This is a genomic window from Clostridium sp. C2-6-12 (assembly GCF_009928485.1).
Classification (GTDB): Bacteria; Bacillota; Clostridia; order Clostridiales; family Clostridiaceae; genus Clostridium.
Map to the genome: position 1 here is coordinate 77,479 of NZ_JAABNP010000009.1, position 14,965 is coordinate 92,443.

General features: G+C 30.8%; 16 protein-coding genes. All 16 read left to right on the top strand.

Annotated features, from left to right (window positions below; genetic code table 11):
• The first annotated feature begins 235 nt into the window (after positions 1-235).
• Positions 236-823, top strand: a complete 588-nt coding sequence (locus tag GXK56_RS09480) for a hypothetical protein (protein WP_160687221.1) — start codon at positions 236-238, stop codon at positions 821-823.
• A 185-nt stretch (positions 824-1,008) separates the two neighbouring features.
• Positions 1,009-2,064, top strand: a complete 1,056-nt coding sequence (locus GXK56_RS09485) for an L-threonylcarbamoyladenylate synthase (RefSeq protein WP_160687222.1) — start codon at positions 1,009-1,011, stop codon at positions 2,062-2,064.
• 159 nt (positions 2,065-2,223) lie between these two features.
• Complete coding sequence (gene rpiB / locus GXK56_RS09490; protein ID WP_160687223.1) at positions 2,224-2,673, top strand: ribose 5-phosphate isomerase B; 450 nt, start codon at positions 2,224-2,226, stop codon at positions 2,671-2,673.
• 115 nt (positions 2,674-2,788) lie between these two features.
• The gene (gene upp / locus GXK56_RS09495; protein ID WP_160687224.1) at positions 2,789-3,418 is read left to right on the top strand and encodes a uracil phosphoribosyltransferase; all 630 of its coding nucleotides are present in this window, start codon (positions 2,789-2,791) and stop codon (positions 3,416-3,418) included.
• Between the two features lie 160 nt (positions 3,419-3,578).
• Complete coding sequence (locus GXK56_RS09500; RefSeq protein WP_160687225.1) at positions 3,579-4,073, top strand: deaminase; 495 nt, start codon at positions 3,579-3,581, stop codon at positions 4,071-4,073.
• A gap of 309 nt (positions 4,074-4,382) precedes the next feature.
• On the top strand, positions 4,383-5,534 hold the full coding sequence (gene wecB / locus GXK56_RS09505; protein ID WP_160687226.1) for a UDP-N-acetylglucosamine 2-epimerase (non-hydrolyzing): 1,152 nt from the start codon (positions 4,383-4,385) through the stop codon (positions 5,532-5,534).
• Positions 5,535-5,655: 121 nt separating this feature from the next.
• On the top strand, positions 5,656-6,837 hold the full coding sequence (locus GXK56_RS09510) for an acetyl-CoA C-acetyltransferase (protein ID WP_160687227.1): 1,182 nt from the start codon (positions 5,656-5,658) through the stop codon (positions 6,835-6,837).
• 915 nt (positions 6,838-7,752) lie between these two features.
• The gene (locus tag GXK56_RS09515) at positions 7,753-8,118 is read left to right on the top strand and encodes a hypothetical protein (RefSeq protein WP_160687228.1); all 366 of its coding nucleotides are present in this window, start codon (positions 7,753-7,755) and stop codon (positions 8,116-8,118) included.
• A 1-nt stretch (position 8,119) separates the two neighbouring features.
• Entirely contained in the window at positions 8,120-8,800 is a 681-nt protein-coding gene (locus tag GXK56_RS09520) for a F0F1 ATP synthase subunit A (protein WP_202127853.1), read from the top strand.
• 42 nt (positions 8,801-8,842) lie between these two features.
• A complete protein-coding gene (atpE, locus tag GXK56_RS09525) occupies positions 8,843-9,058 on the top strand; it encodes an ATP synthase F0 subunit C (protein WP_160687230.1) in 216 nt (71 codons plus the stop codon).
• Between the two features lie 63 nt (positions 9,059-9,121).
• On the top strand, positions 9,122-9,601 hold the full coding sequence (locus tag GXK56_RS09530; protein WP_160687231.1) for a F0F1 ATP synthase subunit B: 480 nt from the start codon (positions 9,122-9,124) through the stop codon (positions 9,599-9,601).
• 1 nt (position 9,602) lies between these two features.
• Positions 9,603-10,142 carry a F0F1 ATP synthase subunit delta gene (locus GXK56_RS09535; RefSeq protein WP_160687232.1) on the top strand — a complete coding sequence of 180 codons (540 nt, stop codon included), beginning with the start codon at positions 9,603-9,605 and terminating at the stop codon, positions 10,140-10,142.
• Positions 10,143-10,152: 10 nt separating this feature from the next.
• Positions 10,153-11,667 (top strand): F0F1 ATP synthase subunit alpha, encoded by a 1,515-nt coding sequence (atpA, locus tag GXK56_RS09540; RefSeq protein ID WP_160687233.1) that lies wholly within the window; start codon positions 10,153-10,155, stop codon positions 11,665-11,667.
• A 39-nt stretch (positions 11,668-11,706) separates the two neighbouring features.
• The gene (gene atpG, locus GXK56_RS09545) at positions 11,707-12,558 is read left to right on the top strand and encodes an ATP synthase F1 subunit gamma (protein WP_160687234.1); all 852 of its coding nucleotides are present in this window, start codon (positions 11,707-11,709) and stop codon (positions 12,556-12,558) included.
• 14 nt (positions 12,559-12,572) lie between these two features.
• Complete coding sequence (gene atpD / locus GXK56_RS09550; protein WP_160687235.1) at positions 12,573-13,964, top strand: F0F1 ATP synthase subunit beta; 1,392 nt, start codon at positions 12,573-12,575, stop codon at positions 13,962-13,964.
• Positions 13,965-13,979: 15 nt separating this feature from the next.
• Positions 13,980-14,387 (top strand): ATP synthase F1 subunit epsilon, encoded by a 408-nt coding sequence (gene atpC, locus GXK56_RS09555; protein ID WP_160687236.1) that lies wholly within the window; start codon positions 13,980-13,982, stop codon positions 14,385-14,387.
• The last annotated feature ends 578 nt before the right edge of the window (positions 14,388-14,965 follow it).

Genomic DNA, 14,965 nt, shown 5'->3' on the forward strand with positions numbered 1-14,965 from the left:
TATTCTAAAAGCCTTGCATTAAAAATGTAGGGCTTTAGGTGTATGTAGAGAAATAATATTTGTTTTTAATTATGTCGGAATAATAAATTAATAGGTAGTTTATATTATATTTATTATTTAGTTGTTTTGATTTGAAAATTTAATTTAAATGAAGGTATGTCCCTATTTGAATCTAAGATTTTATAACATTTATAGTAATATAGATTAATATGACTTTAACTATGGAGGATTTAAGATGGATATATATAAAGCTATAAAAAAAGAACGATCGAATTTGAAGATATTCTTAATAATGATGGCTATTATTGCATTTATTCTTCCAATGACAATTGCATTAACAGGATTAACTAGTATGTTTTATGTTAGCTATGTAGGGGTTATTGAGTTATTAATAATTGCAGCAATTATAATTAAGCTAAATGGTTATAAAGTTGAATATAGATGTTCAAATAATAGACTTATATTTAAAACAGGTATTTCTTCTAAGGAGTATTTAATTATTTGTGATAAGGTAGCTTTGGTGCATACTGGTAAATCTGACTATGACTTAGAAATAGTTATAATTGCTAGTATCGCTTTTAAAAATAGAGCATTAAGACCAGTAGATCAAAATTTTCTTAAGAAGTATCCACAGATTAGTGAACAATATGAAGCTATAAAACAACAGAATCCTAAAAAAGATTATTATTTTCAAATAGTAAAAAGAGGCGGCTTAAAAAAATATCTTTTGCTGGATTCTATATATAAAAACTGTGTTAAAGCAATTTATACAGATGATAGTATACAAAATATAAAGATTGCCAGAGGGCAGCTTATAGTTTAAAAAAATCAGTTAAGAGTTAAAACTATAAAAAGAGAGTGGTTCTGTCACAATCTAGAACCTTTTATGCAATTCAGAAATTAGAACTAGTTAGTATTTAAGGCTGAAAAGCGTAAGGGCTTTTCTAAAATAATAAAAATTGCTATTCACCATTAATTATTTACTAATTAAAGAGGGGGGAAACTAGCTTGGATACAAAAATTATTGTAATTAAAAATGAAAAAGAAGATGAAATAAAAATAAGAGAAGCAGCAGAAATTATCAAAGCAGGAGGCACTGTAGTATTTCCAACAGAAACAGTTTATGGATTAGGAGCTGATGGTCTCAATTCAGAAGCTGTAAAGAAGATATTTGAAGCAAAGGGAAGACCGCAAGATAATCCACTTATAATTCATGTTGCATCTAAAAATGTGGAATTGTATGCAAAAGAAGTACCAGAATCAGCTGAGAAATTGATGGATAAATTTTGGCCGGGTCCACTTACTATAATTCTAAGAAAAAAGGATATAATACCAAATGTAACTAGTGCTAATTTAGATTCTATTGGTATTAGAATGCCAGATGATTTAATAGCTAGAAAGCTAATAGAATTCTCAGATACAACTATTGCAGCACCTTCAGCAAACATAAGTGGAAGGCCAAGTCCAACTGATTTCCAAAGATGTATAGAAGATTTGGAAGGAAAGGTGGACTGCATAATAGGTGGAGAACAGAGCCATATAGGAGTAGAGTCAACTATTGTTGATTGTACTTTAGACCCTCCAATGGTTTTAAGACCAGGAGGAATTACATTAGAAATGCTTAAAGAAGTGGATTCAAGAATTGAAATTGACAAGGCTGTAATGCAGAAACCAAACAAGGATTTAAAGCCTAAAGCACCAGGAATGAAGTATAGACATTATGCACCTAATGCAAAAGTTACAATAATTTCTGGAGATAGAAAAAAAACTATTGAAAAAATTAAAGAAATGGTACACTATAATATAGAAAACGGTAAAAAAGTGTGTATTTTGACTGTAGAAGAAAATGTAAAACAATATACAGAAGGAATAAGCATAGTTTTGGGAAGTAGAGAAAATTTATCTACCGTTGCAAGAAGTTTATTTGAAGCCTTAAGAAAATGTGATGATTTAGGTGCTGACTTGATTTTAGCAGAAGGTTACGAAGAAAAAGGTGTTGGGATAGCCATTATGAATAGATTAAAGAAGGCAGCTGGATTTGACGTTATATCCGTTGATAATTAACTGTAAAAAGTGGCTAGGATGAAATTAGAAACTTCTTTCTAAATTAAGAACTTAAGTTGCTAATGATTTACTATTATAATTAAATGTTAATTAATATTCGCTAGAATATTTTATATATAACTGTTAAGACTAAACTATAATTCGGAGGGTGATTTAATTATGAAAATTGCAATTGGATGCGATCATGGTGCATTTGAGTTAAAACAAGAAATCATTAAATTCTTAGAAAGTGAAAATCATGAGGTAAAAGATTTTGGTACATATACAACAGATTCTTGTGATTATCCAGACATTGCACTGCCAGTAGCGGAAGCTGTTGCTGCCAAAGAATATGAATTTGGTATTTTAGTTTGTGGCACTGGAATAGGAATAGGAATTGCAGCTAATAAAGTTCCAGGAATCAGAGCTGCATTATGTTCAGATACATTTAGTGCACATGCAACTAGAGAACACAATAATGCCAACATATTAACAATGGGTCAAAGAGTAGTTGGGGGCGGTCTTGCTTTAGATATAGTAAAAACTTTCATAACATCAAAATTTGAAGGTGACAGACATCAAAAAAGAATAGATAAAATTACAGCTATTGAGGAAAAGTATTCTCGTTAGATTTTATTTAGAATTGTTCATTGTTAATTAAAATATAAAATAAGCGTAAAATAAGTTGAAATTTAATATATAGGGCTATAAATAAAAAAAGTGAAATTTGGAGGAATAATAAATAATGAGTAAAGTTGTAGAAATAAGTCACCCACTAATATTACATAAGTTGGCGTTTTTAAGAGATGAAAAAACAGGTTCAAAGGATTTTAGAAAACTAGTAGAAGAAATTTCTATGTTAATGGCTTATGAAGTAACAAGAGATTTAAGCATGGAAGAAGTTGAAGTAAAAACTCCAGTAGCCTTAACAAAATGTAAAATGCTTGCAGGTAAAAAGATGGCGGTAGTTCCTATTTTAAGAGCAGGACTTGGAATGGTAGATGGAGTTCTTAATTTAATTCCAGCAGCTAAGGTTGGACATATTGGATTATATAGAGATGAAAAGACACTTCAACCAGTTGAGTATTTCTGCAAAATGCCTCAAGACATAGCAGAAAGAGATATAATAGTTGTTGACCCAATGCTTGCAACAGGTGGATCATCAATAGATGCTCTTACTATGTTAAAAAACAGAGGAGCTAAAAACTTGAAATTAATGTGTTTAGTTGGAGCACCAGAAGGAATAGCAGCAGTTCAAAAAGCTCATGATGATGTTGATATTTATTTAGCAGCAGTAGATGAAAAATTAAATGAACATGGATATATAGTGCCAGGTCTAGGAGATGCTGGAGATAGATTATTTGGTACTAAATAAATTTATTTTGTTTTAAGAAAAATTGTACTTATAAATATAAGGTTCTGATTAAAGTTTTTGACTTAATCAGAACCTGAAATATAATTAGATAAAGATTAGTTAATTTTAAATAAATCTGATATATTTAGATTAGTTAAAAACACTATGGGGGAAGATAAAATTGGATAGGCGTGATAAAGAAAACTATTATTTAGATATTGCAGAAACAGTTTTGGAAAGAGGAACTTGTCTTAGAAGAAATTATGGTTCTATAATTGTAAAAAATGATGAAATAATTTCAACAGGCTACACTGGAGCACCAAGAGGTAGGAAAAATTGTATTGATTTAAACAAATGCGTAAGAGAGGAACTTAAAGTTCCAAGAGGAACTCATTATGAACTTTGTAGAAGTGTTCATAGTGAAGCTAATGCTATTATTAGTGCTTCCAGAAGAGATATGATTGGTGCTACGTTATATTTAGTTGGAAAAGATGCAAAGACTAAGGAATATGTCAGAGATGCCAATTCTTGCTCCATGTGTAAGAGATTAATTATTAACGCAGGAATTTCACATGTAGTAATAAGAGAATCAAAGGAAGAATGCAGAGAAATAAGTGTAGAGACCTGGATAAATGATGATGATTCTTTACAAATGGTAAAAGAAGCAGGATATTAGGTCAGTTAGGAGTTAACAGAGAATAGTTAACAGTTAATTTAGATTTGCTGATTTTAGATGTTTTGTAGTTAAGAAAATGTTTAAATACAGCAGAATGATTGAATTAAAAATATAATTGATAAGATATATATATTTTTTTAAAAATCATAACAAATATTGGTTAAGAGATTTTTAAGTGTTAGTTAACTTATAAATGTTAACAGTATGATTTCAGTTAATAGAAATAGGTAGAAATGGAATAGAAATATTTCTACTATAATTGTTAACTGTTAATTGTTAACTGTTAACTGAATCAATGGAGGGAATAATTTGAGTAAGAAAAAGATTATTACTATTTTTGGAACTAGACCTGAGGCTATTAAAATGGCACCTTTAGTAAAGGAATTGGAAAAAAGAGAAGAAATTGAATCAAAGGTTTGTGTGACAGCGCAACATAGAGAAATGTTAGATCAAGTTTTAGAATTATTTGATATTAAACCAGATTTTGATTTAAACATAATGCAAACAAGACAAACGTTAACAGGAATAACTGGAAAGGTTTTAGAAGGCTTAGAGGAAGTATTTGAAAACGAAAAACCTGATATGATTTTAGTTCATGGAGATACTACAACTACTTTTGCTGGAGCGCTTGCAGCATTTTATCAACAAATTAAAGTTGGTCATGTTGAAGCAGGGCTTAGAACTTTTAATAAGTATTTTCCATTCCCAGAAGAAATGAATAGAAAATTAACAGGAAGCTTAGCAGATTTGCATTTTGCTCCAACAAAGGGGTCGAAAGACAATTTGCTTAGAGAAGCAATACCAGAAAGCGATATATATATTACAGGCAATACTGTAATCGATGCTATGAAACATACTGTTGAAGAAAATTATGTTTTTGAGAATGATGTATTGAATGATATTGATTTTAATAATAAAAAAGTAATAATGATAACAGCTCACAGAAGGGAAAACTGGGGAGAAGGAATTAAAAATATCTGTATTGCATTAAATAAGATTGTTGAACAAAATGAAGATGTAGAGTTAGTATATTTAGTTCATTTAAATCCTGTTGTTAAGGATGTAGTGTTTGAAAGGCTTGGAGGAAATGATAGAATCCATTTATTAGCTCCATTAGATACTAAAGAAACTCATAATTTAATGAATAAGTCATTTATGGTTATGACAGATTCAGGTGGATTACAAGAAGAAGCACCTCATTTAGGAAAGCCAGTATTAGTATTAAGAGATGTTACAGAAAGACCAGAAGCTGTTGATGCTGGAACAGTTAAATTAGTTGGAACAGATATTGAAAAGATAGTGAATGAAGCAAATGAATTATTAAGGAATCCAGAGGCATATTCTAAAATGAGCAAATCAATCAATCCATATGGTGATGGAATAGCATCAAAAAGAATAGTTGATGCTATATTAAAATACTTTGAATTAAGTACTAAAGAAGTAAAAGAATTTAATAGATAAAGTTTGTCTAAAATTTAACAATAAACTCTTGATAAAAAATTTGATAATGGTTATAATTAGATTATGTTAATAATTTAACGAAAGTTAATAAAATAATTTTTGAATTTTTAGGAGGTCAACAATGAGAGATGTAGTTATTGTAAGTGCAGTAAGAACAGCATTAGGTAGTTTTGGGGGAGCATTAAAGGATGTACCAGCAGTAGATTTAGGAGCTTTAGTAATTAAAGAAGCAGTAAACAGAGCTGGAGTTAAACCAGAATTAATTGAAGAAGTAATTATGGGTAATGTAATTCAAGCTGGTCTTGGACAAAATACAGCAAGACAAGCAACAATTAAAGCTGGATTACCACAAGAAGTTTCAGCTATGACAATAAACAAAGTTTGTGGATCAGGTCTTAGAGCAGTTAGTTTAGCAGCTCAAATGATCAAAGCAGGAGATGCTGATGTTATTGTTGCAGGTGGTATGGAAAACATGTCTGCTGCACCATATGCTTTAAAAACAGCTAGATTTGGTCAAAGAATGGGCGATGGAAAAATGATCGATACAATGATAAACGATGCATTATGGGATGCATTCAACAATTATCATATGGGTCAAACAGCTGAAAACATAGCTAAACAATGGGGATTAACAAGAGAAGAACAAGATCAATTTGCAGCTGCATCTCAAGCTAAAGCTGAAGCAGCAATCAAAGAAGGAAAATTCAAAGATGAAATAGTTCCAGTTGTTATTCCACAAAGAAAAGGAGAACCAAAAGTATTTGATACAGATGAGTTCCCAAGATTCGGAACAACTGCAGAATCTTTAGCAAAATTAAAACCAGCTTTCGTTAAAGACGGTACAGTAACTGCAGGTAATGCATCAGGAATTAATGATGGAGCAGCAGCTTTCGTTGTTATGAGTGCAGAAAAAGCAGCAGAATTAGGAATTAAGCCATTAGCTAAAATCCTTTCTTATGGTTCTAAGGGATTAGATCCAGCTATAATGGGATATGGACCATTCCATGCAACTAAAGCAGCTTTAGAAAAAGCTAACTTAACTGTTGAAGATTTAGATTTAATTGAAGCTAATGAAGCTTTTGCAGCTCAAAGTTTAGCAGTTGCTAAAGATTTAAAATTTGATATGTCAAAAGTTAATGTAAATGGTGGAGCAATTGCTTTAGGTCATCCAGTTGGAGCATCAGGAGCAAGAATTTTAGTTACTCTTCTTCACGAAATGGAAAAGAGAGATGCTAAGAAAGGTCTTGCAACACTTTGTATAGGTGGAGGAATGGGAACTGCTCTTGTAGTTGAAAGAGTATAAGAAGTTTCCTGCTCTAGTTAATAAAAAGGTTACTGTGATATTCATAGTAACCTTTTCACTTATATAGAAATAGCAAAGATTATTGAACTGGGAAAGAGTTAAGTCAATTGTCATTAATAGGTGTTTAATTTCGAAATAGAATAGAAGAACTTAGTAGAAATGTTTGATGAATTTCAACATTTTTATTGAAAAATGTTAAATATAAATTTATTTTATATATATTTATTTAATTTAATTGGAAATAACTATTGAAAATGACTATAAGATTAGTTAAGATTATATAAATAGTAAAAATTTCAATATATAAACATTGTTTTGTTTGAAAAAGAATTTCCATGAATATTTATAAGTGGTTATGTATAAATTAAACTATTGATTAAATTAATTTGGATTTTGTATATTAAAATTTTAAACAAAAAAACACTAAAAAGGCGTTTTAAATACGCTATAGTGCAGTTTATTCAAGGACTTATTGGAATTGAATAAAAATATTAGTGATTGAATCTAAGGTTATAAAAAAAATAAATATTGAATAAGAAATAGTTTATATATTCACTAGTATAAAAGCTATAACATTAAATACAATAGTATTAAGGGATTATAATGGTATTTATGTTGAAAAAGCGATAATATTTTTAATTTATTATTACATTTTATGGAATGTAACTGTTAACACTAAAAAAACAAAAAAAAATCATGTGATAGAAAATTGAAAAAAATGAATAATTTAAAATGAAAAATTTCAAAAATGAAGCAAAATAGAGAAAAGTGCAATATTAGATGAGAAATTTGGAGTATTAACAAGCTAATCTTCTTCAAGGCGCATAATGGAGTAAATTTAATCTAAAATTGCGTTTTGTTAAAAGATAAATAAAAAGATATAATATGTCATATTGAGGGTAAAGGGGGTTATGCATGAATAAAGTAATGAATAAACTACTTCTGCAACAAGTACAATTCGATTTAGGAAGCGGATTATTTATAGCTTTAGTTATAGGGATAATTTCTACTTTCATGAATGCTGGAGGCTATTTGGCGGGAATATGTGTAGCGGCGGTAAATTATTTTGTAAGTGGGTATGTTATTTCGACATGTCTCGAGCAAAATAAAAAGCAATTTTTAATTACTGCTAGCTATTTTTTGAGATTGGGATTTATAGTAATTACTATAATACCAATGGCAAAAAGTATGAATCTTATGATTTTTTATGTCGCAGGATTTATTACACACTATATACTGTTGGTAGTTTTGGGCATAAAAAATAGGAAAGGAAGTGTTTAGGTTGGAATCCGTAAAGCCTATATTTTCACCTGAGATTTTTGGCATTACCATTAATATTACTTCAAGTATATTAATACAATGGTGTGTTATTTTAATTTTAGGAATAGGTGCTTTTCTATTAACAAGAAATCTAAAGCTAAAGCCAAACAAAACGCAGTCAGCTTTAGAAAAACTTTATCAAGGTATACGTGACCTTCAAGTTGGCATTATGGGCGAAGAATATGAATCGTTTTTACCTTATATAGGTACTTTGATGATTTATCTTCTTATCTTAAATTTCACTGGATTACTAGGTGTGAAACCACCTACAGCAGATTTAAGTGTAACAGTATCATTAGCATTTACTTCATTTTTGGTTGTAAATCTAAATGCTATCAAGAAACATGGATTAGTTGCTTATGGTAGAGGTTTTATGCACCCATATGCATTCATGTTACCAATTAATATTATGGAAAGATTCGTACTTTTGATATCTTTATCACTACGGCTTTTTGGTAATATGATGGCAGCAGTAGTACTAGTAGAATTAGTGTATCATGCACTAGGTTCAATTGGTATGCTTGCTCAATTTGGTTCGCCAATTATAGTACACGCATATTTTGATTTGTTCGATGGAGCACTTCAAATGATTGTATTCTCAATGTTAACAATGATTAACATTAAGGTAATCGCAGAACATTAAAAACTATAAAAAATTAATTGTTATTTTAAGGAGGAAGTATTAATGAGTTTAGGATTATTAGCAGCTGGTATTGCTGTATTATCAGGTATTGGAGCAGGAATAGGTATAGGTATAGCTACTGGAAAGGCAGCAGAAGCTGTAGGAAGACAACCAGAAGCATCAGGAAAAATTCAAACAATGTTAATTTTAGGAGCAGCACTTTCAGAAGCAACAGCAATCTATGGATTAATCGTTGCATTCATGGTAATGGGAAGATAATTATTAAATGATGAATTCGTATGAGTTAATAATATTGACTCCGAAGGGAGGATATAGGTAAATATGGAAATGGAATTATCAACAATTATAATGACCTGGGTTAATTTAATTGCTATAATTTTAATCTTAAAATATTTCTTTTGGGATAAGATCAAAGGAATAATTGCTGAAAGACAAAAATATGTAGATGATAAATTAGCTAAGGCAGATGAAGATTCTGAAAAGGCTAGAATGTACCTTCTAAAAAATGAACAGATATTACAATCGGCTAAAGAAGAAGGTAAAAAGATTACTGAAAGACAAAAGCAAAAAGGCGATAAAATTTATGAAGAAATCATTGATAATGCCAAAAATGAAGCAAACTCATTAAAAGAAAGAGCTATACTTGAAATTGAAAGAGAAAAGGAAAAAGCTGAATTCGAAATTAGAAAACAAGCAGTAGATTTAGCAGTAGAACTTTCAATTAAAGCATTAGATCAAAAAATTGATGAAGATACACATAGAAAACTTATTGGTGATTTTATTGCTAAGGTAGGTATGTAGTATGTATGAATATTTAGATAGGCGATATGCCTTAGCTATTTATGAAGTTGCTGAAAAAAAGGGCAGAGTTGATGAATATTTAAATGACTTGAGATCAATATGTGATTTGCTTGAAAATAATAAAGATTTTCAAGAAGTAATCAGACATCCTCATGTTAATACAACTAAAAAGAAACAGCTTTTTACGGACATTTTTAAAGGCAATATAGATGACGATTTACTTTCTTTTATGATTGTTTTAATTGAAAAGAATAGAATTCTTCAACTAAGAGGAAAGCTTGACCAGATGGAAAAAATTGATCTGGAAAGAAAGAATATCATAAAGGGTGTAGTAAAAACAGCTATACCACTTTTGCCAGAAGAATTAGAAAAGTTAAAAGCTATATTTGAAGAAAAGTATGATAAAACAATAATCTTCGACACTCAAGTGGATAAAAGCATTTTAGGTGGAGTTTATGTAAGTGTTGGAAATGATGTTATTGATGATACTATTAAATCAAAAATAGAAGAAATGAAAGAAATAATGCTTAAGAAGGAATAGAGGTGAATCCATGAATATTAAACCAGAAGAAATAACTTCTATTATAAAAAAAGAAATAGAAAAGTATGAAAAAGAAATAAAAACAGTAGATTCTGGTACTATCATCCAAATTGGTGATGGTGTTGCAAGAGTTTATGGATTGGATAATTGTATGGGAGGGGAATTATTAGAATTCCCTAACGAAGTATATGGAATGGCTTTAAACCTTGAACAAGATAATGTTGGATGCGTTCTTTTAGGAGAAGAAAAAGGAATAAAAGAAGGTGACATCGTTAAAGGAACTGGAAGAATAGTTGAAGTTCCAGTTGGTGATGCAATGATTGGAAGAGTTGTAAATGCATTGGGAATGCCTATAGACGGTAAAGGCCCAATACTTACAAATGAAAATAGACCTATTGAGGTTCATGCTCCAAGTATCATCGACAGAAGTTCAGTTAATCAACCACTACAAACAGGAATTAAAGCTATCGATTCAATGATTCCAATTGGTAGAGGACAAAGAGAACTTATAATAGGAGATAGACAAACTGGTAAAACAGCTATCGGAATAGATACTATAATAAACCAAAAAGGTAAAGATGTTATTTGTATATATGTTGCTATAGGTCAAAAACAATCTACAGTTGCACATATAGTAAATACTTTAACTGAATTTGGTGCTATGGATTACAGTATCGTAGTAAGTGCTACAGCATCAGAATCTGCTCCACTTCAATATCTTGCTCCTTATGCAGGATGTAGTATAGGTGAATACTTTATGCACCAAGGAAAAGATGTCTTAGTTATATATGATGATTTATCTAAACATGCGGTAGCTTATAGATCAATGTCATTATTACTTAAGAGACCACCAGGAAGAGAAGCTTATCCAGGGGATGTTTTCTATATTCACTCAAGATTACTTGAAAGAGCAGCTAAGTTATCTAAGGAATTAGGCGGTGGTTCATTAACAGCACTTCCTATAATAGAAACACAAGCTGGAGACGTTACAGCGTACATTCCAACTAACGTTATATCAATTACAGATGGTCAAATATTCTTAGAATCAGGATTATTCTATGCAGGACAAAGACCAGCCGTAAATGCAGGTATATCAGTATCCAGAGTTGGTGGTAATGCTCAAATTAAAGCAATGAAACAAGTTTCAGGTACATTAAGACTTGAACTTGCACAATACAGAGAATTAGAAGCATTTGCTCAATTTGGTTCTGACTTAGATGCCGATTCTAGCAGAAGACTTGAAAAAGGTAAGAGATTAGTTGAAGTATTAAAGCAAGACCAATATAGTCCAATTGAAGTTGGAAAGCAAATTGTAATCTTATATGCTGCAGTTAATGACTTCTTATCTGACATTAAAGTTAGTGATATTAAGAAATTTGAAAAAGGATTCTTAGAGTATTTAGATACTCATTATAGAGATATTGAAAAATCAATTATTACTGGAAAAACTTTAACTGATGAAATTAAATCATCATTAGAAGAAGCAATAGTTGAATTTAAAAAGGTATTTTTACAAGAAGCATAGCTTAAATTGAGCTATGCCCTTCTTTAGGAGGTGGAAATCATGGGTGCAGCTGGACTTCTTGATATAAAAAAGAGAATTAAGTCAGTAGAAAACACAAAGAAAATTACAAATGCCATGGGGCTTGTTGCCACTTCAAAGCTTAGAAAATCTAGAAAAGAGTTGTTAGTAAATAAAAAATTTACTGAATCGACTGAACCAATAGTAAGAAATCTTGCAACAACTGCGTCAGAAGAAGGTGCTAACGTTTATTTTGATGGAAATAACAGTCCTAATAAATTATATGTAGTAGTGACATCTGATTCAGGATTATGTGGTGGATTTAATGCTAATGTAGTAGCTTATTTAGATTCTGTAATAGGTAATGATAAAGATACTGCTAAAGTAATGGTAGTTGGAAGTAAGGGACTTAGCTACATCAAGAGAACTAAGCTTCAAACTGTAGCAGAATATGTGGATATTTCAGATATTCCAACAGTAAGAGAAGCAAAGGTTATATTCGATAAAGCTCTTGAAATGTATCTGAATGGAGAAGTTTCTGAAGTTAATATTGTGTATTCTGATTTTGTATCACCAGTTAAACAAGTGCAAAAAGCAGAGAAAATTTTACCTATACAAAAAGTTGAAGGTAAAGTACAAAAAAGTCATGTTGAACCTAATTTAGAATTGGTATTAGAAAATTCTCTTAATATCTATCTAAAGGGAAAAATCAGAGGCATTTTATTAAGTTCTAAATGTAGTGAACAAAGTTCTAGAATGACAGCTATGGATGGAGCTACTAAGAATGCAGAAGATTTATTATCTGAATTAAAACTTAGGTTTAATAGAATTAGACAAGGTGCTATCACTCAAGAAATAAGTGAAATTGTTGGAGGAGCAGCAGCTCAAAATTAGTAAGGAGGTATCTTATGCCTGGAAAGATAGGAAAAGTAGTTCAAGTAATTGGACCGGTAATAGATATAAAATTTGATTCAGATTCTCTTCCAAATTTATATAATGCTATTAATATTAATATGGGAGAGAGTACATTAGTAGCTGAAGTTGAACAACACGTTGGTGATGATATAGTTAGAACTATTGCCATGTCAGCTACAGAAGGATTAAAAAGAGGAATGGAAGCTGTTGATACAGGAGAAGCTATTTCTGTACCAGTAGGGGAAGAAGTATTAGGAAGATTATTTAATGTTTTAGGGGAACCTATTGATAATTGTGGAAATGTTGATATTAAACAACAATATCCAATTCATAGACCAGCTCCTAGCTTTAAAGATCAATCTGTTGAACCAGAAATGTTCGAAACAGGAATTAAGGTTGTAGATTTACTTGCACCATATCAAAAAGGTGGTAAGATAGGTCTATTTGGAGGAGCTGGAGTTGGTAAAACAGTTCTTATTCAAGAATTAATTAACAATATAGCAAAAGAACATGGTGGATTATCAGTATTTACTGGAGTTGGTGAAAGATCAAGAGAAGGTAATGACTTGTACCATGAAATGATGGAATCAGGGGTTATCAGTAAGACTGCACTAGTATTTGGTCAAATGAATGAACCACCTGGAGCTAGAATGAGAGTTGCTTTAACAGGACTTACTATGGCTGAGTACTTTAGAGATAAAGGTCAAGACGTGTTACTATTCATAGATAACATATTTAGATATACTCAAGCAGGTTCTGAGGTTTCAGCTTTACTTGGAAGAACACCATCAGCCGTTGGTTACCAACCAACACTTGCAACTGAAATGGGTGCACTTCAAGAAAGAATTACATCAACAGTTAATGGTTCTATCACATCAGTTCAAGCGGTATACGTTCCTGCCGATGACTTAACTGACCCAGCGCCAGCGACAACATTCTCCCATCTAGATGCAACTACAGTTTTATCTAGAAGTATAGCTGAGCTTGGTATATATCCTGCAGTAGATCCACTAGAATCTACTTCAAGAATATTAGATCCAAGAATAGTTGGAGAAGAACATTATAAAGTAGCTTCAGACGTTAAACACGTTCTTGAAAAATATAAAGAATTACAAGATATTATAGCTATCCTAGGTGTAGATGAATTATCTGATGAAGATAAGGCTGTCGTAGCTAGAGCAAGAAGAATTCAAAGATTCTTATCTCAATCATTTACAGTTGCTGAACAATTTACAGGAATGCAAGGAAAATACGTTCCAGTAAAAGAAACAATAAGAGGATTCAGAGAGATTCTTGAAGGTAAATATGATGATTTACCAGAATCAGCATTCTTATTTGCAGGAACTATAGACGATGTTATAGCAAAAGCAAAAACTTTAGGATAAAGGGGATGAGCAATTATGGCTAATACCTTTTTACTAACAGTGACTACACCAAGTCATGAGGTTTATACTGGAGAAGTTGAAAAAGTATTTTTAAAGAATATTGATGGAGACTTTGAAGTATTAGCAAACCATGAAAACATGATAGCGAGTACTATTCCATGTATAGCAAGATTTAAAGATGCTCAAGGTGCTGAAGATGAGTTATTCATTTCAACATCAATTGTATATATCAATGAAAATAAAATGACAATCTGCAGTGATGCAGCTGAATTTGAAGAAGATATTGATATTCAAAGAGCAGAGGAATCAATGCAAAGAGCGAAGAAGAGACTTTCAGAAGCTGAAAGATATAACAGAGAAAGAGCTGAATCAGCATTGCTTAGAGCAACTCAAAGAATAAAATTAAAAAAATCCGGAAAATAATTTTGATTTAAAGCGTACACCTTTATATAGGATTCCTATATAAAGATGTACGCTTTATTTTTTTACAATAAATGAAAGATGAATAATTAATTCTACCTCAATTATTCATTATTCATCATTAAATATTAATAATAATTGACATGCTATCACAAAATTCTAATAAATTTATACTATATAAATATACCCCGATAAAAAGAGTGGCTATGCCACAATGAGGAACTATTCGCCTCTAAAAAGAGCAGCTATGCTGCAATTAGGAACTTTTCACCGATAAAAAGAGTGGCTATGCCACAATGAGGAACTTTTCATCTATAAAAAGAGCAGACATGCTGTTAATATGGAACTTTTCGCCTATAAAAAGAGTAGCTTTGCACTTCTAAAAGGAGTGATTATGTTATGTCACAATGCGGAGCTTTTCTGTAATACGGAACTTTTTTCTAATCCCTTTATGATGATATAATACAAAGGTTTATTTCTTACTTTTTAATTAATGCCTATGTTCTATTTTGAACAATAATGTTTCTTAGAATATATATAATAATGTTAAAAATACATTGGTTATATAATTTAAAATAGAA

Coding starts and splice junctions, on each gene's coding strand:
- rpiB (WP_160687223.1), top strand. CDS start 2,224: ATGAAAATTGCAATTGGATGCGATCATGGTGCATTTGAGTTAAAACAA.
- atpE (WP_160687230.1), top strand. CDS start 8,843: ATGAGTTTAGGATTATTAGCAGCTGGTATTGCTGTATTATCAGGTATT.
- GXK56_RS09515 (WP_160687228.1), top strand. CDS start 7,753: ATGAATAAAGTAATGAATAAACTACTTCTGCAACAAGTACAATTCGAT.
- GXK56_RS09530 (WP_160687231.1), top strand. CDS start 9,122: ATGGAAATGGAATTATCAACAATTATAATGACCTGGGTTAATTTAATT.
- GXK56_RS09480 (WP_160687221.1), top strand. CDS start 236: ATGGATATATATAAAGCTATAAAAAAAGAACGATCGAATTTGAAGATA.
- atpG (WP_160687234.1), top strand. CDS start 11,707: ATGGGTGCAGCTGGACTTCTTGATATAAAAAAGAGAATTAAGTCAGTA.
- atpC (WP_160687236.1), top strand. CDS start 13,980: ATGGCTAATACCTTTTTACTAACAGTGACTACACCAAGTCATGAGGTT.
- GXK56_RS09510 (WP_160687227.1), top strand. CDS start 5,656: ATGAGAGATGTAGTTATTGTAAGTGCAGTAAGAACAGCATTAGGTAGT.
- GXK56_RS09535 (WP_160687232.1), top strand. CDS start 9,603: ATGTATGAATATTTAGATAGGCGATATGCCTTAGCTATTTATGAAGTT.
- atpD (WP_160687235.1), top strand. CDS start 12,573: ATGCCTGGAAAGATAGGAAAAGTAGTTCAAGTAATTGGACCGGTAATA.
- upp (WP_160687224.1), top strand. CDS start 2,789: ATGAGTAAAGTTGTAGAAATAAGTCACCCACTAATATTACATAAGTTG.
- atpA (WP_160687233.1), top strand. CDS start 10,153: ATGAATATTAAACCAGAAGAAATAACTTCTATTATAAAAAAAGAAATA.